Genomic DNA, 26,061 nt, shown 5'->3' on the forward strand with positions numbered 1-26,061 from the left:
GTTCCTTGTTTTTTATAGCCGTGTTGTTTTATCGTCATTGCCTATGGCAGATGCCTCCAGCTCGGCAATTTTCAAGGCTGCCGGGCTTATTTTTCCAGCATCTTCGCCTTGGCCGTATTGTGACTGATCAACCAGCGGCACGCCACGGAAAGTGCACGGAATGTATCTTCGGAGACGGAATCCGTGAGAATGGGAATGGTACGGGTCTTGCCATTTTCCAGCCGCAAGCGCAGAAACAGCATGCCCGGCCAGATGGTGCTACCCGCCAGCAGCTGGGCCAGCCCGGCTTTCATCACCTGGGGCTTGGCGCGCGCCGAGGGCAGCAGGTGTTCGACCACGCGAATCTGGCCGGTGCCGGAAATGTGCAGCCAGATTACCTTGCGGCCGCGCAGCACCAGCGCCAGAGCGAGTGCGGCAGCCAGTATGCAGGCCATGGCGAGAAGACTGCGCACAGTCCAGGACAGCGCTCCCGGCATCCCGAACGCCAGCAATACACCGGTCAGCGCCACGCACAGCGAGGCGAAGGCAGAGACCAGGAGGAGCAAGCGGGAAGGTTTGATATCCGCAGAAACTGCTATCGACATAAGCTGCCCGGGCGGAAGGTGCGCAATATGCGCCATTAAAACGACAAACCCGGCTTCCGAAGGGAAGCCGGGCCATGCATTTTACATCTTGCCGATGACCAGGGTACCGTTGGTGCCGCCGAACCCGAAAGAGTTCTTGACAGCAATGTCGATCTTCATGTCCCGCGCCTGGTTGGCGCAGTAATCCAGATCGCACTCCGGATCCTGATTGAAGATGTTCATCGTCGGCGGCGACACCTGATTGTGTACCGCCAGCACGGTCAACACCGTTTCCAGACCGCCAGCGCCACCCAGCAGGTGACCGGTCATGGATTTGGTCGAATTGACAACCATCTTGTAAGCATGGTCACCGAATGCGGCCTTGATCGCGTCGGATTCGTTCTTGTCGCCCAGGGGGGTCGACGTACCGTGCGCGTTCAGGTACTGCACTTCATCTGCATTGACGCCCGCATCGCGCAGTGCATTGAGCACGCAGCGGCGCGGACCATCCAGGTTGGGCGCAGTCATGTGGTAAGCATCGCCGCTCATGCCGAAGCCGAGCAGTTCTGCATAGATCTTGGCGCCACGGGCCTTGGCGTGCTCGTACTCTTCGAGCACCATCACGCCGGCACCCTCGCCCAGCACGAAGCCGTCGCGATCCTTGTCCCAGGGACGGGAGGCGGTCGCGGGATCATCGTTGCGGGTCGACAAGGCGCGGGCCGAAGCGAAACCACCGATGCCCAGCGGCGAAACGCTGGATTCGGCGCCGCCGGCAACCATCACATCCGCATCGCCGTACATGATCATGCGTGCGGCAGAGCCGATGCAATGCAGGCCGGTGGTGCAGGCGGTGACGATGGCCAGGTTCGGCCCCTTCAGACCGAACTTGATGGACAAGTTGCCCGAGATCATGTTGATGATCGAGGCAGGGATAAAGAAAGGACTGATGCGGCGCGGACCACGGTTGGTCAGTTCGGCGTGGGTTTCTTCGATCAGCGGCAAGCCGCCGATGCCCGAACCGATCATGACGCCAATGCGCTCGGCATTTTCATCCGTTACCGTCAGGCCACTGTCCTGCATGGCCTGAATACCGGCGGCCATGCCGAAGTGGATGAAGGTATCCATATGACGCGCTTCCTTGGCGGGGATGTAATCCTCGATATTGAAGCCCTTGACTTCACCGGCGAAGTGCGTGGTGAAGGGGGTTGCGTCGAACTTGGTGACGGTAGCGATGCCGGACTTGCCTTCCTTGATGGCACTCCACGTATCGGCGACGTTGTTGCCGACAGGCGAGATGCATCCCAGGCCGGTAATGACTACACGACGTTCACGAGTGCGGCTCAAGCAATTCTCCTGATACTTTGACCAAAGCCCTTATCAGGCCTTGACTTGCGACTTTGCGTAGTCGATCGCCTGTTGCACGGTGGTGATCTTTTCGGCTTGTTCGTCGGGGATTTCCATTTCGAACTCATCTTCCAGTGCCATGACCAGCTCGACGGTGTCCAGCGAGTCGGCGCCCAGGTCGTCCACGAACGACGATTCGTTCTTGATGTCGGCTTCGGCGACGCCCAGTTGCTCAGCGACGATCTTCTTCACGCGTTGTTCGATATCGGACATAGTGTTCCTCCAGAGGGATGATAGGTTACAAAAGTGCGCGCATTTTAGCAGGTTTGCGCGCGGAAAATTTACTTTTAACTATTCCTGGCAAGATTGTGCCAAGTCCAGCTTAACTGCAAACAAAAGTCGTCAAAAGGACTTGCATCAAGCCCGAAAGACTTGCTTAACCCATGTACATGCCGCCGTTCACGTTGAGCGTGGTACCGGTGATGTAGGCGGCCTGGGGCGAAGCCAGGAAGGCCACGGCATAGGCGATTTCCTCGGCCGCACCCAGGCGGCCCAGCGGGATCTGCTGCAGGATGGCGGCAGACTGCTGTTCATTCAACGCCTTGGTCATGTCGGTATCGATGAAGCCGGGGGCCACGCAGTTCACGGTGATGTTGCGGCTCCCGATCTCGCGGGCCAGGGCGCGGCTCATGCCGGCCACACCAGCCTTGGCGGCGGCATAGTTCATCTGGCCGGGGTTGCCGGCCTCGCCCACCACCGAGGTGATGTTGATGATGCGGCCGGTACGGGCCTTCATCATGCCGCGCAGCACGGCGCGCGAGAGGCGGCCGACGGCGGTGAGGTTGGTGGCGATGACGCTATCCCACTCCTCGTCCTTCATGCGCATGGCCAGTTGGTCCTGGGTGATGCCGGCGTTGTTGACCAGGATGGAGAGCGTACCGAATTCCTTCTGCACCTGCTCCACCAGGGCCACGCTGGCCTCTGCGTCGTTGACGTTGAGGACCGTGCCACGGCCGGTTTCCGGACCCAGCGCTGCCAGGTACTCGGTGATGGCGGCGGCACCCGATTCCGAGGTCGCCGTACCAACCACCTTTGCGCCCTGCCGTGCCAGCTCGGTGGCGATGGCACGGCCGATACCGCGCGAGGCGCCGGTCACCAGGGCGACCTGGCCTTGCAGATTCTGTGCACTCATTTCAGCAACTCCAATACTTTGTTCAGGGATTCCTGGTCGACGATGGCCTCACCCACCAGTTCGCCATTGATGCGCTTGGCCAGGCCGGTCAGCACTTTGCCCGGACCGCATTCAACCAGATGCGTGACGCCATCGGCAGCCATCTTCTGCACCGTCTCGACCCAGCGCACGGGCGCTGCAGCCTGGCGCACCAGGGCATCCTTGATGGCAACCGGATCATTGACCACGGCCACGTCGACGTTGTTGATCAGGGGGATCTGCGGAGCAGAAAACGCCACGTTGGCCAGGTAGGCTTGCAGGCGATCCGAAGCGGGCTTCAGCAGCGAAGAGTGGAACGGTGCCGACACCGGCAGCGGCAGCGCGCGCTTGGCGCCCTTGGCCTTGGCGATCTCGCAGGCGCGGCCGACCGCAGCCTTGTGGCCGGCGATCACGACCTGGGCCGGGGCGTTGAAGTTGACGGCTTCGACCACTTCGCCTTGTGCGGCTTCGGCGCAGGCAGCGCGCACGTCATCATCGGACAGACCGAGAATGGCCGCCATACCGCCCTGCCCGACCGGCACGGCTTCCTGCATGGCCTGGGCACGGAAACGTACCAGCGGCACCGCATCCTTGAAGGCGATCACGCCAGCAGCGACCAGCGCCGAGTATTCGCCCAGGCTGTGGCCGGCGACCAGCGCCGGTGCCTTGCCGCCAGCAGCCAGCCAGGCGCGGTAGAAGGCTACGGCAGCCGTCAGCATGACCGGCTGGGTGTTGGTGGTCAGGTCCAGGTCTTCCTTGGGACCTTCGGCGATGAGCTTGCCGAGGTCGAACTGCAGGGCATCGGAGGCTTCGGCGACGGTCTGGCGCACGACGTCATTGTCGGCGAAACCATTGAGCATCCCGATCGCCTGAGAACCCTGACCGGGGAAAACGAAAGCAAATGTTGTCATGCTTGGATGTGTGTGAAGTTGGATAAAAATGCAGGAGATCAGCGAGCAATGTGAAGCAAGGGACCGCCACGGCGGCCCGTCCCTGCCTTACATGCGCACCAGCACGGCACCCCAGGTGAAGCCGCCGCCCACGCCTTCCATCATGACGGTGTGGCCCGGCTGGATGCGGCCATCGCGCACTGCCTGGTCCAGCGCCAGCGGAATGGAGGCAGCCGAGGTATTGCCATGTTCGGCTACGGTGACCACCATCTTTTCCAGCGGCAGGCCCATCTTCTTGGCCGTGCCCTGCATGATGCGGATATTGGCCTGGTGCGGCACCAGCCAGTCGACGTCGGTGGATTGCATCTGAGCCGCTTCCAATGCTTCGCGCGCCACCTTGTCCAGCAGGGACACGGCCAGCTTGAACACCGCCGGACCATCCATGTACAGGTAGGCACTGCCAGCAACGGCGCCGTTGTTGACGCTGCCCGGCACGCAGAGGATGTGGCCGTGGCTGCCATCGGCGTGCAGCTTGGTAGCCAGCACGCCCGGCTCCTGCGAGGCGCTCATGACGATGGCGCCGGCGCCGTCGCCGAAGAGCACGCAGGTGGTGCGGTCCTTGAAATCAAGAATGCGCGAGAACACTTCCGCACCAATCACCAGAACGTTCTTGTGCGCACCGGATTTGATGAAGCTGTCGGCTACCGACATGGCGTACACGAAGCCGCTGCAAACCGCCTGCACGTCCATGGCCGGCGCACCGTTGGTGATGCCCAGCTTGCGCTGGACCACACAGGCGGTGCTGGGGAAGCCACCCAGGTGGTCCGGGGTGGAGGTGGCCATGATGATCAGGTCGATGTCATTGGGCTGCATGCCCGCCGCTTCCAGTGCACGCTGCGCCGCTTCCAGGGCGAGGTCGCTGGAGAGCTGGGTCGGCTCGGCATAGTGGCGCGCGGAAATGCCGCTGCGGGTGACGATCCATTCGTCCGAAGTCTCGATACCCTGCCCGGCCAGCTGCGCGGCCAGTTCGTGATTGGTGACGCGCTTGGCCGGCAGGTAGCTGCCGGTGCCGACGATTTTGCTGTAAGTGGTCATGCCGTCTTCTTGCTCTGTTAGTTCGGTTGATCCAGCGAGACCGGTGCCGGCTCGAAAGCCACGGCAGCGGCCTCGGCCGTGCGCCCCTGCTCCTGGGGCATGAGCTCCGCCATGCTGGCGGCAATACGGGCGAGCACATCATACTTGGCCGCATCATAGGCGCGGCGGATGGCCCATTCGAATGCATACACATCCGCCCCGCCATGGCTCTTGAAGACCAGGCCCTTCAGGCCCAGCAAGCTGGCGCCATTGTAGCGGGAAGGATTGAGGCGGCGCGACAGCGCCTTGATGGCACCATAGGCGATCAGGGCGCCGAGCTTGTTGATGAAGCCCTTCTTGAATTCGCTGGTGAGCACCTGCTTGACGAAGCGCCCCAGGCCTTCGGAAGCCTTCAGGGTCACGTTGCCCACGAAGCCGTCACACACCACCAGGTCGGTGGTGCCTTCGAAGATGTCGTTGCCTTCCACGTTGCCATAGAAGTTGAGGATGCCTTTTTCATGATCGGCACGTAGCAGGCCGGCAGTCGCCTTGACCAGCTCGTTGCCCTTCATGTCTTCCTCACCCACGTTCAACAGGCCCACGGTCGGCTTGGCCTTGCCTTCCATGACCGCCACCAGGGCCGAGCCCATGAGTGCAAATTGATGTAAATGCTGTGGCTCGCAATCGACGTTGGCGCCGAGGTCGAGCATGTAGGTGGGGCCATCCTTCTGGTTGGGCAGGATGGTGCAGATGGCCGGACGGTCCACGCCCGGCAGGGTCTTGAGCACATAGCGCGAGACCGCCATGAGCGCGCCGGTGTTGCCGGCCGACACGGCAGCGTGGGCCTGGCCATCCTTGACCAGGGTCACGGCCACGCGCAGGGATGAATCCTTCTTGCGGCGCAGGGCGACCTCGATGGGATCGTCCATGGTCACCACTTCGGTAGCGTTCTGGATGCGGATGCGGGCTTCGCCGGCCAGCTTGTATTTCTTCAGCAGCGGCTGCAGCACGGCTTCCTGACCGACCAGGATGAGCTCTGCATCAGGTTGGCGCTTGAGGAAGGAGGCAGCGGCCGGGAGCGTGACTGACGGGCCATGATCGCCACCCATGCAGTCGATTGAAATTTTGATGGTCATCGATTTGATTCTGAGCCTTGCCAGCCCACATTATGAGGCAGATTGGAGAGCCTTCAAAATCGCACACTAGGTCAGCGCGCCAGATGAAGCTTCACGCAAGCAGGCAGGCGGGTCCGCTGACGGATGCCGCGGACATAAAAAAGCGGCGCAAAATGAACCTCTTGAAACAGAAGCTCATTGCGCCGCTTTTCTCCAAAAACAGCAAGCTCAATGAATGAGATTACTCGTCGTTCTTGGTCTTCAACACCTTGCGACCACGGTAGAAACCGTTGGGGCTGATGTGGTGACGCAGGTGGGTCTCACCAGTCGTCGGCTCCACAGCCAGCGGGGGTGCAGTCAGAAAGTCGTGTGCACGATGCATACCGCGCTTGGACGGGGTCTTTTTGTTCTGTTGAACGGCCATGATTACTCCTAAACCTTACTTAAGATTGAAAATTTTAACACACCGGATTCCTGTTTTAGGTAAACCCGCTGTGCCGCTGCCCGGCCTTTGCCAGACATTCCCCAACAATACTTGTTACTGCTTCAACTTCTTCAGTACCTCAAACGGGGAAGCCCGTTCAGCACCTTTGGCCTGGTCCGCCACGCTACCGTCAGGACAGACTTCATGCTTGGGCGCCACCGGCAGGGCCAGCAACGCTTCGTCTTCGATCAGGTAGTTCACGTCGAAGGCCGCTGATCCGACGATGACATCAATCTCGTCATCATCCAGCAGTTCTTCGATGGTGTCGGCTTGCGCCTCATCTTTTGCCAATACCAGCAGCGACTTCGAATCAATCTCGAAATTCAATGCCGTCAGGCAACGCTGACAGATCAGATTAACTGCACCCGACACTGCCAGACTGAGTTGAGCATGCCCCAGCTTGTCGATATCGCCGGACAGAGCCCAACGAATCGCACCGGAACGGTCAACCGTCTCTTGCGCCAGACGACCTAATTCAGCAACCGGAATCTCACCCTGCGCCTGCTGTTTCAGCCTGCAGAATTCGAACGCGTCAATGACAAATGCATTCATAGCTAAAGCAGAATCCGGAAAACCTGCGATCATAACAGAAAATTTCCTTACCAGTCAAAGCCTTAGCGCGCCGCTTGCGGTCTGCGCGCAAAAAAATACGCTGCTGGGGACAACGAAGCCGCTTTTGCGAGGTTTTTCGGCCAAAATCCGGGTGTTAATTGCCAACAGCATCACATTGATCGCTTCCGATATGTCGCAAAATCACCCCAATCCCGTACCAGCACGCCTCATCCTCGGCTCCAGCTCCGTGTATCGCAAGCAATTGCTGAGTCGCCTCGGCCTGCCCTTCGAGACCATGGCGCCGGACATCGACGAAACCCCGCACCCCGGCGAGACAGCCGAAGCCACCGCCCTGCGCCTGGCGCGCGACAAGGCCGCCGCCATCGCCGCACGCGTCGGCCCGGCCTTGGTGATTGGCTCGGATCAGGTCGCCACGCTGGACGGACTGCAAATCGGCAAGCCCGGCAATCACGCCAATGCATTGAAACAATTGCAACTGATGCGCGGGCGCGAAGTGATCTTCCACACGGCACTGTGCCTGTGGGATGGCCGTCGCGAGGATGCCGCCGCAGCGGCACAGGTCTGCAACGTGCAAACCCTGGTGCGCTTGCGTGACCTGGACGACGCCGAACTGGATGCCTACCTGCGCATCGAGCAGCCCTATGACTGCGCCGGCAGCGCCAAGAACGAGGGCCTGGGCATCGCCATCCTCGAGAGCATCCGCAGCGACGACCCGACTGCCCTCACCGGACTGCCGCTGATCGCCCTGACCGGCATGCTGCGCCAGGCTGGCGTGGCTTTCTTTGCGGCCGGTGCCGCGAATCAGTAATTGCGGCGCGGATAACCTTCGGCCAGGATGCGCTGCCACACCACTTCGCGCTGCGCCTGGTCCATGAAGACCCATTGCGCCACCTCATCCACGGTACGGCCGCAACCACGGCAGACGTCATCGAAGGTCGTGGAGCACACGGCCACGCAAGGCGTGTCGGGGCGCTCGGGTGCAGGCTGGGGGACGGACGGCAAAGGGAGACTGGAAGACATTGAGTGAATCTGCATGAGGAAGGTGAAGCAGCGCGCAGGCGCTTGCCCCGCAACCAGGTAAAACCCACTTGGACGGGGCTGCAATGCTTCACATCTTACCAAGAACCGGAGCAGGTCTTTCCCTACAAACTAAAGGGTTAAGGAAACGACAAACAAAAAAAAGCCCGCGACCATGAGGTGCGGGCTTGAATCCAATTTCTTAAGGAGGAGATTGGAGGAGACAGGTGCAACTATAGCGATGCACTCCGGCTGAGTCTGCTTTATTGTGGCAATAGCAGATATTCACGCCATTCATATCTTTTGTCCGAACGGCGCCACAGGCCTGCTCAGCCTCTCCTCTTCTCCCTCTTTTTCCCCTTCCCTCTCCCCACATTCATCCCATCCGCATATCCGTCTGCAGCGCCGAGGTCACCGGCTTGGGTGGATTGCCGCCCTTGCGCTCGCAGGCTTGCAACAGCAGCAGTGCAGACATCAGCAAAATCAGCGCATTCGTTCTCATCCCCGCCTCCATGAATGAATTGTCTTGCATAAAATGCCACCTTCCGCCCGGCCTGCCCGGCTGTCAAGCCCATCAGGCGGCGCTACGCAGGCCCTGTTGCGCCACCATTGCCGGGACGGCGCGTGCGGCAGCAAGGTTCTTCTCATAGAGTGCGGCAATCATGTCCGATTGCGTCAACATGCCGGCCAGCTTGCCGTCGGCCTGCACCACGGGAATCTGGTGCAGCCCGTCGGCCATGCGCGGCACCAGCGCCAGCACCGGCGTATCGACCTGGGCGGTAATGACGGGCCGGCTCATGATCTGGCCGACCACTTCGGGCTTGTCCGAATGCGTGAAAGGCACCCGGTGCAACAGGCGCCGCAACTGCGCTGCCAAGCCGGTGTGCACCTGCACCCCGGCATGCGCCAGAAAATCGCTGCGGCTGACGATGCCGATGACGTGCCGGCCGCGATCGAGCACCGGCAAGGCCCGCAGCCGGTGCTGCAGGAGCAGGCGCCAGGCCTCGTCCAGGCCGGTGGCGAATTCCACCGCCACTACGTCGCGCGACATCACGGCCACACAGAGCGTCTGGCCGAAGCGGCGGTGATAGGCCCGCATTTCGGTCTGCAGGAAGATTTCCTCCAGGTCGTCGCGGCCGATGTCGAGCACCTGGTTGAAATTTTTCAGGACCTCATCCAGATCGTCATGCGAAAAACCCAACCGCGTGATCGGCAATTCATCCCGCGTCTGGTGCGGATGCGGCGAGGCGCTTTGCTGGGCGTGCGGATAGCGGCGCCCGGTGGCATTGTTGTAGAACAGCGCGGCCGCCAGCAACAGCAGCGAATTGAGCAGCACCGGCGAGAGCACGAAGGCATAGCCCATCTCATGCACCACCGGCCCGCCCAGCACCGCCGTCAGGGCCACCGCTCCGCTGGGGGGATGAATGCAGCGCAGCAGGAACATGGCACCGATGGCCAGCGCAATGGCCAGCGCCGCCGCCAGGGCGGGCTCCTGCACCAGCTTCGCGCAACTCACTCCAATCAAGGCCGCGCACAGGTTGCCGCCCATGATGGACCAGGGTTGGGCCAAAGGGCTGGACGGCACCGCAAACAGCAGCACCGCCGAGGCGCCCATGGGCGCGATCAGCCAGATGGTGCGGGCCTCGTGCGGCAGCAGCGCGTAACTGACCAGCCCCACCAGCAGAATGCCGAACAGACTCCCGGCACAGGCGCGCATGCGCTCGAAACGATCAACATTGGCCTTGGCGGGAATAAAACTTTTCAACCACAGCAAGATAGAATCGGGCATATCCGTTCCGAGAAGACGGTTCTCACCAAAGCCACAATTACATCACAAGATGATACATATGTCCCGTTTGCCGCTTTCCCCTTCCTTTCATCGCGCAGGCTCATTCCAATGAACGCCGCGCCCCGCCTGCAAAAGGACGATTTCGAAGCTTTGTCGGAATTTCGCTACCAGTTGCGCCGTTTCCTGCGTTTTTCGGAAGAGGCAGCCCAGAGCGAAGGTCTCACACCCCTGCAATACCTGCTCATGCTGCACATCAAGGGCTATCCCGGCCGCGACTGGGCCAGCATCAGCGAACTGGCCGAACGCCTGCAAGCCCAGCATCACGGCGTGGTGGCGCTGGTGACGCGCTGCGTGAAGGCCGGCCTGGTCATTCGCACGCCGGATGACCGCGACAAGCGCCTGGTCCAGGTGCGCCTGACCGAACTGGGCGAGCAATACCTGCACCGCCTGGCGCAATTGCACCGCAATGAATTGCACTCGCTGTCGGGCGTCTTCCAGGTCTCGAACATCTCGGCCTTCAACGACCGCGACTGAAGCCGGCGCGCCGCTGCCGGCACCGGGCTTGTGGATGTCCGCAAGCCCCGCCAGGGCAAGCTGCTGTTATGCTCGCGACAACTCCCCATCACCCGCAGCCATGACCCGCAAAACCGATCCCGCCGCCCCGCTCGCCCGGGCCATCACCAAGGAAGACGTGGCACGTGCCGCCGGGGTATCGCACATCACGGTCTCACGGGTCATCAATACGCCCGAAAAAGTCGCGCCCGCCACCCGCGAACGGGTGGAAGCCTTCATCAGCAGCATGGGCTACATCCCCAACATGCTGGCCGGTGGCCTGGCTTCGCGCCGCACGCGCATCGTGGCCGCCATCGTCCCCACCATCAGCCATTCGATCTTCGCCGAGACCGTGCGCGGCCTGTCCGAGCAGTTGAGCCTGCAGGGCTACCAGTTGCTGCTGGGGCAGACCAATTATTCGGAAGAGGCGGAAACCGGCCTGGTGGAAGCCTTCATCGGCCGCCGTGTGGATGGTCTGGTATTGACCGGCGTGCAGCACTCGGCACGCACGCGCCAGCGCCTGAAAGCAGCCGGCATTCCGGTGGTGGAAACCTGGGACTTGAGCACGCAGCCCATCGACATGCTGGTCGGCTTCGACAACCACGCCGCCGGGCGCGCCATGGGAGATTATCTGGTGCGCAAGGGCTATCGCCGCATGGCCTTCGTGGGCGGCGAGGACCCGCGCGCCCTGGCGCGCTTTGCCGGCATGCGCGATGCCTTGCTGGCGCAGGGCGCGCCCGAGCCGGTGCATCTGGTGGTCCCGGTGGGCAGCTTCCTGCAGGCCGGGCGCGAGACCCTGTGCCGCCTGCTGGCGCTGCAACCGGCCATCGAGGCCGCCTTCTTCAGCAATGACGTCATGGCCGCGGGGGCCGCCCTGGAATGCGCGCGACGCGGCATCGCCGTGCCGCAACGCATGGCACTGGCCGGTTTCGCCAATCTGGAAATTGCCACCGAAGTCCTGCCCGCCCTGACCACGGTGCAGATCAGCGCGCACCAGATCGGCCTGACGGCAGCCGAGATGCTGCTCACCCGCTTCGATGGCCAGATAGTGTCCGAGCCCCTGTGTGACCTCGGCTATTGCATCCTGGAACGCGACAGCGCCTGAACCCGCTGCCCCGGCTCAGGGCTCTTCCAGCTCATCCTCGGCCAGTTCGACACGATTGCGCCCCAGCCGCTTGGCGCGATAGAGCGCCACGTCGACGCGCCGGGTCAGCTTGTCCAGCGCCTCGCCTGCCACGTGGGTGGCCACACCGAAACTGGCCGTGACCTTGATCTGGCGATCACCCTCGATCTCGAAGACACCCTGTGCCAGGGCGGCACGAAGCTTGTCGGCCACCGCGCCGGCTTGCGCCAGGTCGGACTCGGGCAGCAGGATGACGAATTCCTCGCCACCATAGCGCGCCAGCACATCCACCTTGCGCAGCAGTTGCGACACGCACTGCGCCACGCCGATCAGGATGGCGTCACCGGCCTGGTGGCCATGGCCGTCGTTGATGCGCTTGAAATGATCGATGTCGAACAGCACGACCGACACCCGCCGCCCATAGCGCTGCGCCATGCCCAACTGCTGCTCGGCATGGGCATAGAAGGCGCGCCGGTTCAGCACGCCCGTCAGGAAATCCGTATTGGAGGAAGCCTGAAGCTGCGTGATCAAGGCTTCGCGCTCCCTGGCCAGGCTGTTGCGCTCGACCATGCGCTGCTTGAGCACGTGCAGTGCGCGCATCATGGCACCGATTTCATCCTGATGGCGCGCCTCGGGGATCTCCTGCTCCAGCTTGCCCTCCACCAGCCCCGCGACCAGATCGGTCGCCTGCACCAGCGGACGGACCACGCGCCGGCCGATCAACACCACCAGCAACTGGAAGAACAGGCAGGCCAACACGGTCAGGCTGACCACCAGGATCAGCAGATTGCGCGCGCGGGTATTGTGGCGCTCGGCCTGGTTTTGCAGATCGCTCAACAAGAGGTCGCGCAGGTCGGTGATGGGCGCCATCTGAGGCACGTAAAACTTGAAGAGATCATTGGGCGTGGCGCCATAGTTGCCCGACTTCAAGCCCATCTGCAGAAGAAAATCCAGGAACTGGAAGCCTCCATCGAAGTACTCCTTCCCCATCCGCTCCTGGGCTGCTGCAATTTCCGGCCGGCTGCTGTAGCTGGCCAGCTGCGTATTGATGAAAATGCGCAGCAGCTCGATGCGGCCGTAGAGGCGGCCGATTTCGATCACCTCATCCTGGGCCAGCTGGCGATGCGCGATCATGGGCGCCACGAAGCGCGAGCCGAGCTGGCCGGCATATTCGCGCAGCGTGGCTGCGGCGCGCAACGCCGACAAGCCATCCCGCAGCAAGGGATCGGCGCGGTCCACCTCGTTGGTCAGCTCGTTCATCACCCGCAGCATCGGGGGTATCAGATCCACCATGCGGCACACTGCCGCCGCCACCAGCACGTCGCTACGGTCCTCCGGTGCCAGGCCTGCCACCCGATCCAGGTTGACGCGCGCCGGGCCCAGGCCCTGCTCGACCAGACGCACCTTGTCCATGGCCCATGACTGGCGCTGCTGCGTATCGGCTTCCAACGCCGCATGCAGTTGCGCCAGTGCTGCATCGCTTTCGCTACGGGCAGCGGTCAATTTGGCCTGCAGCTCAGGCGGCAGTGGTGCGCCAGCAGACATGGCCGCATTGGCCGGGCCGCGCTCGGCGGAAATCTTTTCCATGGCCACCAGGGCCAGGCGCAACTTGCGCAAGGCCGGCACGCTGTTGGCGCCGTGGTGATATGTATTCCATTCCGTCCAGACCAATGCCACCGCAAATGCCAGAAACAGCATCAGCAAGGCAATGGAGATGAGCCGGAACAGACGATTCAAGGACATGACGAGCCCGCCAAGGAAATCAAACGCAAATGCACATGCATGAGACGAATATAACAAGCCGCAGTCGAGCACAGCACGTACGACTTCTTGAGCGGGAAGAAATTTGTCCCAGGCATCGCAGCGCCGCCACGATACGGGAAGAGTCCCTCCCACGGTGCGGGACGGGCCTGGCGCGGACCCGGTGTTCTCCCCCTCGAAAAACACCCGGCGGCCAACCACTGGCTACCCTCGGATCGCACTCCCTCCAGCGCGGAACCGACGGACAAAAAAATAAGGCCCTGAAAAAATCAGAGCCTTATCTCTACAACTTCTACAACATGTGAGCCAACTGGCGGAGAGGGTGGGATTCGAACCCACGGTACGGGAAACCGTACGCCTGATTTCGAGTCAGGTACATTCGACCACTCTGCCACCTCTCCGGTTAACTTCGGTCGTTTCACTGCGTGGTGCAGCAAAGACAGCGACTATAGCAGAACTATTTTCAGAGGGGAACTATTTTTTGAAAAATCTTCAAAAAAATTATCTGATCGCCATTGCATCTGCCAGCAGACGTACTAGCAGAAGCATCGTTCACGTATAAAATCGAAAAGCTGAATTGCTTATCATCATCTTGTCATAAATCACTTCTAGCATCCGTAAACTATTTTCTGATGATTTGCCGTCCCTTGGACCTTTCAACCCCGGATTCAGCCAGATGGCTCCCCTCTCCAGCACTTCCTTCCCGCTCGGCGCCGAAGTCGTCGACCTGATCGCCCGCGCGTCCGGAGCGGCCCTGCGCGGTGCCGACGATCCGATGTTGTCATTGCTGCATGAGATCATTGCCCAACGCAAGCTGTCGGCGCTGTTCCAGCCCATCGTGCGCATGCGCAACGGGGAAATCCTGGGATATGAAGGTTTGATCCGCGGCCCCTCCAATACCCCGCTGCATTCGCCGCTGGCGCTGTTCAAGGTGGCGCGCGCGCACAACCTGTCGGTGCAGATGGAATACCTGTGCCGCCACATCGTGCTGACCCGCTTTGCGCAGCTGGGCCTGCAGGGCAACCTGTTCCTGAACGTCTCGCCGGGTGCGCTCATGCAGCCCGAGGCGATCCAGGGAGAGACCCTGCGCTATCTGGAAAAGCTGGGCGTCAATCCGCAGCGCATCATCATCGAACTGACCGAGAACGAGCCCACCTACGACTATGCCCAGCTGCGCAATGCCGCCATGCATTACCGCGACATGGGTTTCCAGATCGCCATCGACGACCTGGGCGAAGGCTTCTCCAGCCTGCGCCTGTGGTCGGAGCTGCAGCCGGAATACGTCAAGGTGGACATGCACTTCGTACAAGGGATCAACCATGACCCGATGAAGCTGCAGTTCGTGCGCTCGATCCAGGAGATCGCCGAGAAATCCGGCTCCATCGTCATCGCCGAAGGCATCGAATCGCAAGCGGAGCTGCTGACCATCCGCGACCTCGGCATCGCCTGCGGCCAGGGCTACCACATCTCGCGCCCGCTGCCGGAGCCTCCGGTATCGATCTCGGAGGATGTCAGCAAGACCCTGCGACGCGACAAGGTACCGCTGTCTTCCAACAAGTATGGTCCGGGCAAGCGCAGTGCCACCGTCGCCAAGCTGCTGCGCGAGACCCAGTACGTCAGTCCGGAAGTGACCAATGACACGGCCTACGACATGTTCGTCAATGATCCGCAGTTGCAGGCCCTGCCGGTGGTCAGCAACGGCTTGCCGATCGGGCTCATCAACCGCTACAGCATGGTGGAGCGCTTCGCCCGCCTGTATGGACGCGAGCTGTATGGCAAGAAGTCCTGCGCCTTCTTCATGGACCCCAATCCCATCCTGACCGAACAGGACACCAGCCTGCAGGATCTCTCCAACCTGCTGGTGCATGCCGAGTCGCATCACCTGTCCAACGGTTTCATCATCACCGACCGTGGCCAGTACATGGGACTGGGTACCGGCCACGATCTGCTGCGCGAAATCACGCAGATGCAGATCGACGCCGCCCGCCACGCCAATCCGCTGACGCAGTTGCCGGGCAACGTGCCCATCAACGATCACATCGAATACCTGCTGCAAAGCGGCGTGGAATTCTGCATCTGCTATTGCGACCTGGACAACTTCAAGCCCTTCAACGACGTCTACGGCTACCGCAAGGGCGATGACATGATCCAGGCCACCGGCCGCGTGCTGCAGCAGGCCTGCGATCCCAACCTGGACTTCATCGGCCACATCGGCGGAGACGATTTCCTCATCATGTTCCAGAGCGAAGACTGGGAAAAACGCTGCCGTACCATCCTCGACCAGTTCGAGGCGGAAACGCGCGCCTTCTTCTATGACGAAGACGTCCAGCGGGGCGGCTACCACACCGAGGACCGCCAGGGCAATCGCGTGTTTCATCCGCTGGTGTCGCTGTCGCTGGGCTCGGTCAGGATCGAACCTTCGCAATACTCGTCGCCGCACCAGATCGCCTCCGCCGCCACCCGCGCCAAGAAGGAAGCCAAGAAGATCCAGGGCAACAGCCTCTTCATCGAGCGCCGCATCCCGACCACCTTCTCCTGGGCGCTCAAGGACGTTTAGCCAGCCCCCTCAAGAAAACGTTTTCGCGCCCTTCCCTCCTTGCGGCGACGATAAAAAAACGGCTGCCTCTTGCGAGACAGCCGTCTTCATATCAGAAGCCCGAAAAACGAATCAGGTGCCCGGCACCAGTTTGGTCACACCGCCCATGTAGGGCTGCAGCACTGCGGGGATGTCCACGCTGCCATCGGCCTGCTGGTAGTTTTCCAGCACGGCCACCAGGGTGCGGCCCACGGCCAGGCCCGAACCGTTCAGGGTATGCAGCAGTTCCGGCTTGCCCTGGGCATTGCGGAAGCGGGCCTGCATGCGGCGCGCCTGGAAGGCTTCGCAGTTGGAGACCGACGAGATTTCGCGATAGGTATTCTGCGCCGGCAGCCAGACTTCGATGTCATAAGTCTTGGCCGCGCCAAAGCCCATGTCGCCGGTGCACAGGGTGATGACGCGATACGGCAGGCCGAGCTTCTTCAAGATGGTCTCGGCATGGCCCAGCATCTCCTCCAGGGCTTCGTAGGACTTCTCGGGATGCACGATCTGCACCATTTCCACCTTGTCGAACTGGTGCTGCCGGATCATGCCGCGGGTGTCGCGGCCATAGGAACCGGCTTCCGAGCGGAAGCATGGCGAATGGGCGGTAAACTTCATCGGCAGCGCGTCGCCGGTGACGATTTCATCGCGTACGAAGTTGGTCAGCGGCACTTCGGCCGTGGGGATCAGGTACAGCGCGGCATTCTCGGCCTCGCCTTCCTGGCCGCCCTTCCTGGCCGCGAACAGGTCGGCCTCGAACTTGGGCAACTGGCCGGTACCGCGCAGGCTGTCGGCGTTGACGATGTAGGGGGTGTAGCACTCGGTGTATCCATGCTCCATCGTGTGGGTGTTGAGCATGAACTGCGCCAGCGCGCGATGCAGGCGCGCGATGCCGCCCTTCAAGACGGCGAAGCGCGAGCCGGTCAGCTTGGTCGCGGTATCGAAGTCCAGGCCCAGCGGCGCACCCACGTCGACATGATCCTTGATCTCGAAATCGAACTGGCGGGGCGTACCGACCTTGCGCAGTTCGACGTTGCCGCTCTCGTCATTGCCAGCGGGAACCGATTCATGCGGCAGGTTGGGCACGGCTTGCAGGAACAGGGTCATCTGTTGCTGCACTTCTTCCAGACGGGTAGCGGAGGCCTTCAACTCGTCGCCGATGCCGTTGACCTCGGCCATGACGGCCGAAGCGTCCTCACCTTTGCCCTTGAGCATGCCGATCTGCTTGGACAGCGTATTGCGCTTGCCCTGCAGTTCTTCGGTACGGGTCTGGATCTGCTTGCGCTCGGCTTCCAGCGCATTGAAGCCGGCCACGTCCAGGACGAACTTGCGGGCCGCCAGGCGGGCTGCGACGTTCTCGATGTCTTTACGGAGGAGTTGAATGTCGATCATGGGAAGAAATTACGATAGGTTGATGCTCGAAACCGCGATTGTACCAAGTCGCGCGCCCGCCACGGGCTTCCCGTGCGGCCGCGCCGCAATAAAATGCCACGGCAGCGGTAGCGGCCACCGTCCATGCGGGTTACCATGCCGCCCATTGCATCCCTCTTGAGACCCGTTTGCCCATGTCCGTCCAGCCCGATCCCCGTCCGCCGCGCGAAGTCCCTGTCCTGTTTTCCCTGCTGGGCCTGGTGGCCGCCCTTGCCATCGGGCTGTGGGCCGGCATCCACTACATGTCCGACGACGCCAGCCTGTTCTATGGACTGATCGCCGGCCTCTCTTTCGGCGCCGCCTTCGCCTTCGGCCAGCAGATCAAGAATCGCGTGGTCCCGCCCAAGGAGCGCAAGACCGGCTGGAAGGTACAGGCACCGGGTGCCGCCGAGCTGTCCCCCGCCAGGGTGGCGGCGCAGCAGGCACGCAAGATCAGCGTCGAATTCGATGAAGAAGAAATCCGCACCATGGTGCGCGGCGCCAAGCGCGAGGGCATTGCCTGGCGTGAAGTGGACGACGTGACCATCCGCATCAGCGAGGATGCCCTGCCGCAGCCGCAATGGATTCTGGCGGGCAAGCGTGGAGAAGACAGCAAGGGTGTGTTGATCCCCAACGATGCCGATGGCCTGGAAGCCCTGATGGAAGCCATGAAGACACGCCTGCCCGGCTATGACGACGACAAGAACTACGAGACCGTGATCGCCGCCATGTCGGCCATGGAAGGCAGCTTCCACGTCTGGCACCGCCCGGCAGCCTGAAGCCAGCCTCAGCGCGGCGCCTTGCCGCTTCCTGCCAAGGCCGGTTCCTGCGCCAGCTGCTGTGCCAGGAACTGGACGAAGGCACTCAGGCGCGGCGGCAGGTGGCGCGTGGCCGGATACAGCGCCCACAGCTCGCCGCAATAGTGCGTCCTGAAACTCCACTGCGGCAGCACCTGCACGAGACTCCCCTGCTCCAGCGCCGGCCTGGCGATGAAATACGGCAGGCTGGCAATGCCCAGGTGCCGCAGCACCGCATCCAGCCGCACGCCGGTATGGTTGGCCGCATACCTTCCCCGCACCTCGACGTTGACCGATTTTCCCTGGCGACGAAAACGCCAGCGTGCATCTGCCGGCGATTCGCCCAGGTAGATACAGCTGTGTTCCTTCAAGGCCTGGGGATGGGCAGGTGTACCGTGGCGGGCCAGGTAATGCGGCGTGGCGCACAGCAGGTGATCGATGCGCATCAGGCGCCGCCCCATCAGGCCCGGCGGCGGTTGATCGGTGATGCGGATAGCCAGGTCAACCTGGTCGTCGATGAGGTCCATATAGCGGTCCTCCAGCCGCAGCAGCACGTCCACCTTGGGATGCGCGGCCAGGAAATCGGGCATGTGCGGGTGGACCAGTGCATGCCCGACCGCCTTGGGCACACTCACGCGCACCTGCCCCTGCGGCTCGGCATCGAAGGCGCCGGAGACGGCCAGCACGGCCTGGGCGGCGCTGAGCATGTCGCGGCAGCGGGCATGGATCTCCTGGCCGCTTTCGCTCAGGCGCAGCTTGCGGGTGGTCCGCTGCAGCAGTTGCGTGCCGAGGGCTTTTTCCAGGCGGGCGATGGCACGGCTGATGGCCGAGGGCGTGGCACCCAGTTGGCGGGCGGCTTCCGAGAAGCTGCCGGTCTCGACCACCTTGGCGAAAACGGCCATTTCATTCAGCAGGGCGATGCTTTGATTTGTGCTCATGGGGCAAAGATTATTTGCTTGCGTGCCGGATTATCGCAAGTCTGGCTGCTCGATACAATGCAGGGCTCTTGCTGCCAGAACATCAGAAAGCCCAGCCATGACTGAACGCCTCTACCTGACCGACCGCGCCTTGCGCGCCGACATCCACGTGCTGGACTGCACTGCGCAGGACGATGGCCGCTACGCCCTGCGCCTGTCGGCCACGCCGTTTCATCCGCAGGGCGGCGGCCAGCCCAGCGATACTGGCTGGATCGATGAGGTCGCGGTGTTGCGGGTGGCGAGCGAAAGCGAGGGCATCGTCCATTACACCGCCGCACCGGTCGCACCGGGCCCGGCCGTGGCCCTGGTCGATGCCGAGCCACGCCAGTTGCATGCGCGGCTGCATTCGGCGGGGCATGTGATTGGACAGGTGATGACGGAACTGGGATGGAAGCCGACCAAGGCCCATCACTGGCCGGGAGAGGCGCGCGTGGTGGGCGTGGCTGCTGCGGCTGAGGGTACGGCGCAGGAACTGGTACCGGCAGAACTGGAGCGCCGCTGCAATGCTTTGCTGGCGCGGGACCTGCCCTGCGTCATGGCGATGGAGGGTGGACTGCGGCAGATCGGCTTTGGCGAACTGCCGGCCTATCCTTGCGGCGGGACGCATGTGGCGTCATTGGGCGAGATCGGGCAGATTCGCATTGACTCCGTGCGGATCAAGAAGGGGGAGATATCGGTGCGGTATGACGTGGTTGGTTAAGCGTTTTCCCCTTCGCAGGCATCTTCATCCGTTGGAGCCGGGTGTGCGCCCATCCCCTTTAGGCAATTTCCGACAATAGCTCATCCATCTACAGTGTGAGCTTTTTTTAATGTCAGCCGCCTCTACCGCTCCATGAAGTTAGCCCTCAAAGCTCTTCTTATTGCTCCGGCCTGTTTCCTGATCTTCTTTGCTCTTGGCTGGATTCTTCCGCCTCCCATCGCCAACGGATTGCTGATAATAACAATAGAAAAATTCAACACAATTTTTCTTGTTGCCATCACGCTGCCTTTGTTCTTCTTGTTATTCAAATTTTACAGAGCCAACAGGACAAAAAATTCCTTCGGAAAAGAACTCCTGAAAATGGGCCCCGCCATTTTCATCTGGCTAACGTCCGTCTTCTTTTTGACTTATAGCTTCGAACAATTATTCGATAGTACGGATTGCGGAAAATATAATTACAACGAAAATCTCAATGGCGGAATAAAAGAATTCAGCGGCGAAAACTACTTATTAAATATCTGCGGGAGCGGAGTGAATCAAAGTCATTTCTTTGGCAGCGCCTATGATTCTGTAGCACTTTCCATCACTGACGAACAAGGACGGCTTCGGGCCAAGCGCCATTACAAAGTCTTCTGGGACGGTCAGCCAGGACATGCGCCGATTGCCATCGGCAAAGAAAGCATCATCTATCAAGACGATGAATCACAGACGGAACGCGCAATCAAGATGCCGCCTGGCTGGATGGAATGGATAAGGGCCAGAATTCCACTTATCAATTAAATAGATAAAAAGTGACCAGGATATGAAATTCATTTATTGCAAATGTCACTAGCCGAAGTTCCATAAAAAAGCACCGCAGGGCCTGTACATAATTTTGTGTAAACGGACTATTGGCAGGAAACTGTCGCCTTGTCCGGAGCCACAATGAGTAAAAAGAAACACGACGTACCCGAAGAATTACTGGCTGGATTGCTAGCCAATTACAAGAATCCCGAAGATTTAATAGGTGAAGAAGGCCTGTTGAAGCATCTCACCAAGCTGGTGGTGGAACGAGCCCTGGAAGCCGAGCTGAGCGAGCACCTGGGCCATGAGAAGCACGGGAGCGTAGCCAATGAGTCGGGCAACACCCGAAACGGCAAGAGTCGCAAGACGCTAAAGGGCGAATTCGGCGAGTTGCCAATTGAAGTTCCTCGAGACCGTCATGGCAGCTTCGAACCGAAGCTGGTAACCAAGCATCAGACGCGCTGGGCCGGCTTCGACGACAAGATTATTTCGCTGTATGCCCGTGGCATGACAGTAAGAGAGATTCAGGCGCACCTGGAAGAGATGTATGGAACCGAGGTGTCACCCAGCCTGATTTCATCGGTCACTGACGCCGTTGTCGATGAAGTCAAAGCCTGGCAAGCTAGGCCATTGAATCCAATTTATCCCATCGTTTATCTCGACTGTATCCATGTCAAAGTGCGTGAAGGAACGGTGCGAGTAAAAGCCGTCTACCTAGCCATCGGCATCACCATGGACGGTGAGAAGGAGGTGTTGGGACTGTGGCTAGCGCAAACGGAAGGCGCCAAGTTCTGGCTGCAGGTTGTCACTGAGCTGCGTAATCGCGGCGTGCAAGATATCTTCATCGCTTGCGTTGACGGCTTGAAGGGCTTCCCGGATGCCATCGAAGCTGTGTTCCCGAAGACCACGGTGCAGCTGTGTATCGTCCACATGGTCCGGCACAGCTTGAATTACGTCTCATGGAAACGACGTCCGGAGGTGGCGGCTGACCTACGATTGATTTACCAGTCGGCAACCGCCGAAGAAGCCGAACTCCGACTCGGTGAATTCGAAGAGAAATGGGATGCAGAGTATCTGCCTATCGGCCAATCCTGGCGGCGCAACTGGCCCCGTCTGATTCCGTTCTTCGACTTCCCACCAGAGATTCGAAAGGTCATCTATACGACCAATGCCATCGAGTCGGTCAACATGAGTTTGCGCAAGCTGACTAAGAACCGGGGCTCGTTCCCCAGCGATGAGGCGCTGATTAAACTCTTCTTCCTGGCCCTGCGTAACATCAGTAAAAAGTGGACGCTGCCCATCCGAGATTGGAAAGCTGCACTGACTCGGTTTACTATCCAGTTCGGTGAACGTATCTCTATGAATTAAACGAAATCCCGTTTACACAAAAAATCGGACACGCCCCACCGCATGAATTAAATCGATATGCCTTCTGTCCGCACTTACTTTCTCTGGTCAATAAAGAATCTCGCGGTCATTCTAGGCTTGATCACTACGGCTGTCTCAGGATTGTTGGCGCTCGCTCTGTTAGAGGAGTTTCATTTATTTGGAAAGATTTTCTATATCCTTTTCCGTTTCCACGAACACACACGTACCGGCATTATTTTCTTGATCCTGATTTTCTTTGGATATAAAGCCTATCTCCTCAAAAAAAGAGAAAAGCCATTCAAAAAAGAATTTTTCAAAATGACGCCAGCCATTATTTTCTGGCTCACGCTTTTTTGCGTTTCCGCGTTTATACTTGACAGCTACTTTTCTGCAAACGGCAGAAATTTCGACTGCGATAAGTATGACTACACCGAGAAATTAAATGGCGGAGTCAAGGAATTTCAGGACCAAAAATACTCCATCAAGATTTGTGGAAGTGGAACAAGTCACGGAGGAATACTGTCCGATGACGAGCCAGATTTAGCCGAACTTACCATTAAAAATGAACAGGGAGAATTACTGGTAAAACGACACTATGTCATCGAATGGGATGCCAAACCTGGGCATGAGCCGTTGATCATTGGAAGTGATAGCATCACTTACCAAGACGATGACGAGCAGAAAGATTACACCATCGCTATGCCGCCCTCTTTATTTGAGAGACTGAAAGCTAAATATCTGTTCTAGAAATCAGGCGACATCAATTTTTCAAACGCCTTCCGATAATTGGCCATGAGCTTCAGCTTGGCCGACCTCTATTCAAAGGAAAACCATGACGACCTACGCGGACCTGCAAGCGCAAATCAAGAAACTTCAAGACCAGGCTGACAAGTTGAAGGCGAAAGAATTAGAAACCGTCATCATCGGCATCAAGCAGAAAATCTATGAATACGGTCTGACTGCGGAACAGCTTGGATTCTCTTCTTCCAGAAAGAAAACCGTCAGAAAAGCTGCAGCCAAAGAAGCCGTGGTGATGTATCGAAATGGCGATCTCACCTGGTCAGGTGCTGCCCGTGGCCGCAAGCCTGGATGGGTCAAGGAGATTATTGATGCGGGCGGCGATATCGAGAAATATCGCGTGAAGGGGAAATCTGCACGCTAAGTACCGACCAAGCGCCAGACCACCTTGATATCATATTGGCGAAAGCACCCAGACAACAAGACTGGCCCCTTTCGCCAATCGGTTCATTCTTTCCGGGCCTCTTCATCCCACTGCCGCAAGGTCGCCAGCTTCTCGCCAATCTTGATTTCCAACCCCCGCGGCACCGGCTGATACCACCCAGGCTCGGCAATCCCCTCCGGCAGATAAGTCTCCCCCGCCGCATAGGCATTGGGCTCGTCATGCGCATAGCGATACGCATGCCCATACCCCAATTCCTTCATCAGCTTGGTCGGTGCATTGCGCAGATGCACCGGCACTTCCCGGCTCTTGTCCTGCTTCACGAAAGCGCGCGCCGCGTTGTACGCGTTGTAGCCGGCATTGCTCTTGGCCGCCACCGCCAGGTAGATCACCGCCTGCCCCAGCGCCAGTTCACCCTCGGGGCTGCCCAGCCGCTCATAGGTCAGTGCGGCATCGTTGGCGATCTGCATGGCGCGCGGGTCGGCCAGGCCGATGTCTTCCCAGGCCATGCGCACGATGCGCCGCGACAGGTAGCGCGGATCGGCGCCACCATCGAGCATGCGGGTCAGCCAGTACAGCGCCGCATCCGGGTGTGAGCCGCGCACCGACTTGTGCAAGGCCGAAATCTGGTCGTAGAAGTTGTCGCCGCCCTTGTCGAAACGGCGGCTGTTGAGCGTCAGCGCATTCTGCAGGAACTCGGCCGTGACCAGCTGCGTACCGGTAGTGCGGGCGGCCGTCTGGGTCTGCTCCAGCAGATTGAGGAAGCGCCGGGCGTCGCCATCGGCGTAGCCAATGATGGTATCGGTAGCCTGCGCGTCGAATTGCAGATCCCCCAGCGCCTTGTCCTGCGCGCGCTTGAGCAGTTGCTTGAGCTCCTCATCGGTGAGCGACTTCAACACGTACACCTGCGCACGCGACAACAGCGCCGAATTGACCTCGAAGGAAGGATTCTCGGTGGTGGCACCGATAAAGGTCACCAGGCCGCTTTCCGCATAGGGCAACAAGGCATCCTGCTGGGACTTGTTGAAGCGATGGATTTCATCCACGAACAGTATCGTGTGCTTGCCCATCGATAGATTCTGCTCGGCCTGCTCCATGGCCGCCCGGATATCCTTCACCCCCGAAAACACCGCCGACAGGGCAATGAATTCGCACTGGAAGGCCGTCGCGGTCAGGCGCGCCAGCGTAGTCTTGCCCACGCCAGGCGGCCCCCAGAAGATCATCGAATGCGGCTTGCCGGACTGGAAAGCCAGCCGCAAGGGCTTGCCTTCGCCCAACAGATGCGACTGCCCGATGACCTCATCGAGCGTCTTGGGGCGCAGCGCTTCAGCCAGCGGCGCGGCGGGTTCTTGCGCGAACAGGTCAGCCATGCGCCGCCCCCTGCACACCAGCAAGATCGGAGAAGAAGGAGCGCCGCATGGCGGCCAGGGAAATAAAGTTCATATTCATCAGGATGCGGGCGCAGCGCCGGATTGCAAGGCGCATTCACCAAAGGCCGTAGTCTAACGCAGCAGGCCCGGATAAGGGGCGAAGACGCCGGCCTGCAGGCATCGGGCGCAGGCGTTAGAATGCGGCCTCTGCGTTTTCCTTCACAACGCCCATTTTCCTGCCTTCTCCATGCCCTTCGTCGTCACCGATTCCTGTATCCAGTGCAAATACACCGATTGCGTCAGCGTCTGTCCGATGGACTGCTTCGTCGAAGGCCCGAACTTCCTGGCCATCGATCCGGACGGCTGCATCGATTGCTCCATGTGCGTGCCGGAATGCCCGGTCGGCGCCATCTACAACGCCACCGACCTGCCCGCGGCCCTGGCCCACTTCGAAGACCTCAACGCCAGACTGGCCAAGCTGCCCGGATGGAAGCCCATCACGCAAGCCAAAGCGCCCCTGCCCGGCCATGAGCAGTGGAAGGACGTGCCCGACAAGCTGCCCCTGCTCAAGATGCCCGAACTCTGAAGCACCCAGCAAAACAGCCCCGCAAGCGCAAGCCTGCGGGGCTGTTTGACGTGGAGGCGGAGACGCTCAGTTGTTGAACACGTCCGCACCCTTGGGAATGGTGAAATTGAAGCTGTTGACCTTCAGCGGCGGATTCTTCTCGAAACTGTCGAAGCTCAGCACCGAGACCTGGCCGAAGGAATCATGCAATTCCATCGCCACCGGGGTGCCATTCTTCAGGCCGATGCCGATGGTGTCGAAGGTCGTATCCTTGCTCTTGGGCACGGCTTGCAGCCATTCCAGGCCGTCCTTGGTGCCGGCTTCGGTCAAGGTGAAGTTTTTTTCCAGATCGTTGCTGCCGAAGAGGATGGCGGCCGGCGAAGAGCCCAGCGCATTGCCGAGTTTCTTGGTGGTGACCTGGTTGAGGTCCTTGTCGTAGATGAAGAGTTTTTCCCCATCGGCCTGGATCACCTGCTCATAAGGCTTCTGGTAGGTCCAGATGAATTTGCCGGGACGCGAAAACACGAAGCTGCCGCTGGACGTGTTGACCACCTTGGACGTGCCATTCTCCACCCGCACCATGCGCTGGGTGAACGCGCCCTTGGCCGACTGCGTGCTGCTGACGAATTGCTTGAACTGGTCCAGCGCGGCAGCCGAGGCGCGGCCCGGGGTCAGCGCGGTGATGGCGATGGCGCCGGCCACGGCCAGCGCGGAAAGACCTGCTGCCATCATCAGGCGGCGCAGCTTGAACGTACGGGCTTGCGCAGGGCGCGAGCGGAAAGCGTTTCTGGAATTGTCCATGTTGTTTGATTCCTTCTTGACTTGGCGCCACCTGCAA

29 protein-coding genes and 1 tRNA gene are annotated in these 26,061 nt (G+C 60.3%); 12 read left to right on the top strand and 18 right to left on the bottom strand.

Features of this window, described 5'->3' with window-relative positions:
• Window positions 1-86 precede the first annotated feature (86 nt).
• The 7 genes from ACVC5H_RS15785 to plsX form a co-directional block, all read right to left on the bottom strand.
• Window positions 87-584 (bottom strand): protein YgfX, encoded by a 498-nt coding sequence (locus ACVC5H_RS15785; protein ID WP_489618760.1) that lies wholly within the window; start codon window positions 582-584, stop codon window positions 87-89.
• A gap of 81 nt (window positions 585-665) precedes the next feature.
• Window positions 666-1,907, bottom strand: coding sequence for a beta-ketoacyl-ACP synthase II (gene fabF, locus ACVC5H_RS15790; protein ID WP_489618761.1), 1,242 nt, complete (start codon window positions 1,905-1,907; stop codon window positions 666-668).
• A 33-nt stretch (window positions 1,908-1,940) separates the two neighbouring features.
• Entirely contained in the window at window positions 1,941-2,180 is a 240-nt protein-coding gene (gene acpP, locus ACVC5H_RS15795; RefSeq protein WP_006463505.1) for an acyl carrier protein, read from the bottom strand.
• Between the two features lie 163 nt (window positions 2,181-2,343).
• Window positions 2,344-3,099, bottom strand: a complete 756-nt coding sequence (fabG, locus tag ACVC5H_RS15800) for a 3-oxoacyl-ACP reductase FabG (protein ID WP_489618762.1) — start codon at window positions 3,097-3,099, stop codon at window positions 2,344-2,346.
• Window positions 3,096-4,028 carry an ACP S-malonyltransferase gene (fabD, locus tag ACVC5H_RS15805; protein ID WP_489618763.1) on the bottom strand — a complete coding sequence of 311 codons (933 nt, stop codon included), beginning with the start codon at window positions 4,026-4,028 and terminating at the stop codon, window positions 3,096-3,098. Before fabD ends, fabG begins: the two co-directional genes overlap by 4 nt.
• An 87-nt stretch (window positions 4,029-4,115) precedes the next feature.
• The gene (locus ACVC5H_RS15810) at window positions 4,116-5,102 is read right to left on the bottom strand and encodes a beta-ketoacyl-ACP synthase III (protein ID WP_489618764.1); all 987 of its coding nucleotides are present in this window, start codon (window positions 5,100-5,102) and stop codon (window positions 4,116-4,118) included.
• A 17-nt stretch (window positions 5,103-5,119) separates the two neighbouring features.
• A complete protein-coding gene (gene plsX / locus ACVC5H_RS15815) occupies window positions 5,120-6,217 on the bottom strand; it encodes a phosphate acyltransferase PlsX (RefSeq protein WP_489618765.1) in 1,098 nt (365 codons plus the stop codon).
• A gap of 83 nt (window positions 6,218-6,300) precedes the next feature.
• On the opposite strand from plsX, the gene ACVC5H_RS15820 reads away from it, so the two are divergent.
• A complete protein-coding gene (locus ACVC5H_RS15820; protein WP_489618766.1) occupies window positions 6,301-6,435 on the top strand; it encodes a hypothetical protein in 135 nt (44 codons plus the stop codon).
• Window positions 6,436-6,437: 2 nt separating this feature from the next.
• Here the strand turns inward: ACVC5H_RS15820 and rpmF are convergent, their stop codons facing one another.
• Together rpmF and ACVC5H_RS15830 are read right to left on the bottom strand one after the other, a co-directional pair.
• A complete protein-coding gene (gene rpmF, locus ACVC5H_RS15825; protein WP_006463510.1) occupies window positions 6,438-6,620 on the bottom strand; it encodes a 50S ribosomal protein L32 in 183 nt (60 codons plus the stop codon).
• Between the two features lie 114 nt (window positions 6,621-6,734).
• On the bottom strand, window positions 6,735-7,265 hold the full coding sequence (locus tag ACVC5H_RS15830) for a YceD family protein (RefSeq protein ID WP_489618767.1): 531 nt from the start codon (window positions 7,263-7,265) through the stop codon (window positions 6,735-6,737).
• 157 nt (window positions 7,266-7,422) lie between these two features.
• Here ACVC5H_RS15830 and ACVC5H_RS15835 point away from each other — a divergent pair, with 157 nt between their 5' ends.
• The gene (locus ACVC5H_RS15835) at window positions 7,423-8,061 is read left to right on the top strand and encodes a Maf family nucleotide pyrophosphatase (RefSeq protein WP_489618768.1); all 639 of its coding nucleotides are present in this window, start codon (window positions 7,423-7,425) and stop codon (window positions 8,059-8,061) included.
• Here the strand turns inward: ACVC5H_RS15835 and ACVC5H_RS15840 are convergent.
• The 3 genes from ACVC5H_RS15840 to ACVC5H_RS15850 all read right to left on the bottom strand — a co-directional run bounded on the left by ACVC5H_RS15840 (window position 8,055) and on the right by ACVC5H_RS15850 (window position 10,059).
• Window positions 8,055-8,273, bottom strand: a complete 219-nt coding sequence (locus ACVC5H_RS15840; protein ID WP_489618769.1) for a DUF1289 domain-containing protein — start codon at window positions 8,271-8,273, stop codon at window positions 8,055-8,057. The two genes, ACVC5H_RS15835 and ACVC5H_RS15840, sit on opposite strands and share 7 nt — an antisense overlap.
• A 373-nt stretch (window positions 8,274-8,646) precedes the next feature.
• On the bottom strand, window positions 8,647-8,802 hold the full coding sequence (locus tag ACVC5H_RS15845; RefSeq protein WP_489618770.1) for a hypothetical protein: 156 nt from the start codon (window positions 8,800-8,802) through the stop codon (window positions 8,647-8,649).
• A 42-nt stretch (window positions 8,803-8,844) separates the two neighbouring features.
• On the bottom strand, window positions 8,845-10,059 hold the full coding sequence (locus ACVC5H_RS15850; protein WP_489618771.1) for an HPP family protein: 1,215 nt from the start codon (window positions 10,057-10,059) through the stop codon (window positions 8,845-8,847).
• A gap of 108 nt (window positions 10,060-10,167) precedes the next feature.
• Between ACVC5H_RS15850 and ACVC5H_RS15855 the strand changes: the two genes are divergently transcribed.
• Window positions 10,168-10,593 (top strand): MarR family winged helix-turn-helix transcriptional regulator, encoded by a 426-nt coding sequence (locus ACVC5H_RS15855; protein WP_489618772.1) that lies wholly within the window; start codon window positions 10,168-10,170, stop codon window positions 10,591-10,593.
• A gap of 100 nt (window positions 10,594-10,693) precedes the next feature.
• Window positions 10,694-11,716: a LacI family DNA-binding transcriptional regulator gene (locus tag ACVC5H_RS15860; RefSeq protein ID WP_489618773.1), complete on the top strand. Its 1,023-nt coding sequence runs from the start codon at window positions 10,694-10,696 to the stop codon at window positions 11,714-11,716.
• Between the two features lie 15 nt (window positions 11,717-11,731).
• Here ACVC5H_RS15860 and ACVC5H_RS15865 read toward each other — a convergent pair whose 3' ends face one another.
• The gene (locus ACVC5H_RS15865) at window positions 11,732-13,477 is read right to left on the bottom strand and encodes a diguanylate cyclase (protein ID WP_489618774.1); all 1,746 of its coding nucleotides are present in this window, start codon (window positions 13,475-13,477) and stop codon (window positions 11,732-11,734) included.
• A gap of 329 nt (window positions 13,478-13,806) precedes the next feature.
• A tRNA-Ser gene (locus ACVC5H_RS15870) sits at window positions 13,807-13,896 on the bottom strand.
• Window positions 13,897-14,171: 275 nt separating this feature from the next.
• Here ACVC5H_RS15870 and ACVC5H_RS15875 point away from each other — a divergent pair.
• Window positions 14,172-16,052, top strand: coding sequence for a GGDEF domain-containing protein (locus ACVC5H_RS15875; RefSeq protein WP_489618775.1), 1,881 nt, complete (start codon window positions 14,172-14,174; stop codon window positions 16,050-16,052).
• 111 nt (window positions 16,053-16,163) lie between these two features.
• On the opposite strand, the gene serS is transcribed toward ACVC5H_RS15875, so the two are convergent.
• Window positions 16,164-17,465 (bottom strand): serine--tRNA ligase, encoded by a 1,302-nt coding sequence (serS, locus tag ACVC5H_RS15880; RefSeq protein ID WP_489618776.1) that lies wholly within the window; start codon window positions 17,463-17,465, stop codon window positions 16,164-16,166.
• Window positions 17,466-17,638: 173 nt separating this feature from the next.
• Here serS and ACVC5H_RS15885 point away from each other — a divergent pair, with 173 nt between their 5' ends.
• A complete protein-coding gene (locus tag ACVC5H_RS15885) occupies window positions 17,639-18,262 on the top strand; it encodes an anaphase-promoting protein (protein WP_489618777.1) in 624 nt (207 codons plus the stop codon).
• A gap of 8 nt (window positions 18,263-18,270) precedes the next feature.
• On the opposite strand, the gene ACVC5H_RS15890 is transcribed toward ACVC5H_RS15885, so the two are convergent.
• On the bottom strand, window positions 18,271-19,218 hold the full coding sequence (locus tag ACVC5H_RS15890) for a LysR family transcriptional regulator (protein ID WP_489618778.1): 948 nt from the start codon (window positions 19,216-19,218) through the stop codon (window positions 18,271-18,273).
• 97 nt (window positions 19,219-19,315) lie between these two features.
• Between ACVC5H_RS15890 and ACVC5H_RS15895 the strand changes: the two genes are divergently transcribed.
• The 5 genes from ACVC5H_RS15895 (at window position 19,316) to ACVC5H_RS15915 (ending at window position 23,270) form a co-directional block, all read left to right on the top strand.
• Window positions 19,316-19,957 (top strand): alanyl-tRNA editing protein, encoded by a 642-nt coding sequence (locus tag ACVC5H_RS15895; protein ID WP_489618779.1) that lies wholly within the window; start codon window positions 19,316-19,318, stop codon window positions 19,955-19,957.
• A gap of 132 nt (window positions 19,958-20,089) precedes the next feature.
• Complete coding sequence (locus ACVC5H_RS15900; RefSeq protein ID WP_489618780.1) at window positions 20,090-20,737, top strand: hypothetical protein; 648 nt, start codon at window positions 20,090-20,092, stop codon at window positions 20,735-20,737.
• A gap of 144 nt (window positions 20,738-20,881) precedes the next feature.
• A complete protein-coding gene (locus ACVC5H_RS15905; RefSeq protein ID WP_209585377.1) occupies window positions 20,882-22,108 on the top strand; it encodes an IS256 family transposase in 1,227 nt (408 codons plus the stop codon).
• 57 nt (window positions 22,109-22,165) lie between these two features.
• A complete protein-coding gene (locus tag ACVC5H_RS15910) occupies window positions 22,166-22,855 on the top strand; it encodes a hypothetical protein (RefSeq protein ID WP_489618781.1) in 690 nt (229 codons plus the stop codon).
• Between the two features lie 85 nt (window positions 22,856-22,940).
• Entirely contained in the window at window positions 22,941-23,270 is a 330-nt protein-coding gene (locus ACVC5H_RS15915; protein WP_489618782.1) for an H-NS histone family protein, read from the top strand.
• An 83-nt stretch (window positions 23,271-23,353) separates the two neighbouring features.
• Here the strand turns inward: ACVC5H_RS15915 and ACVC5H_RS15920 are convergent, their stop codons facing one another.
• A complete protein-coding gene (locus ACVC5H_RS15920; protein WP_489618783.1) occupies window positions 23,354-24,658 on the bottom strand; it encodes a replication-associated recombination protein A in 1,305 nt (434 codons plus the stop codon).
• Between the two features lie 247 nt (window positions 24,659-24,905).
• On the opposite strand from ACVC5H_RS15920, the gene fdxA reads away from it, so the two are divergent.
• Window positions 24,906-25,244: a ferredoxin FdxA gene (gene fdxA, locus ACVC5H_RS15925; protein WP_489618784.1), complete on the top strand. Its 339-nt coding sequence runs from the start codon at window positions 24,906-24,908 to the stop codon at window positions 25,242-25,244.
• 66 nt (window positions 25,245-25,310) lie between these two features.
• Here fdxA and lolA read toward each other — a convergent pair whose 3' ends face one another.
• Window positions 25,311-26,024, bottom strand: coding sequence for an outer membrane lipoprotein chaperone LolA (gene lolA / locus ACVC5H_RS15930; protein WP_489618785.1), 714 nt, complete (start codon window positions 26,022-26,024; stop codon window positions 25,311-25,313).
• Window positions 26,025-26,061 lie beyond the last annotated feature (37 nt).

It is taken from the genome of Herbaspirillum sp. Her3, from assembly GCF_057961275.1.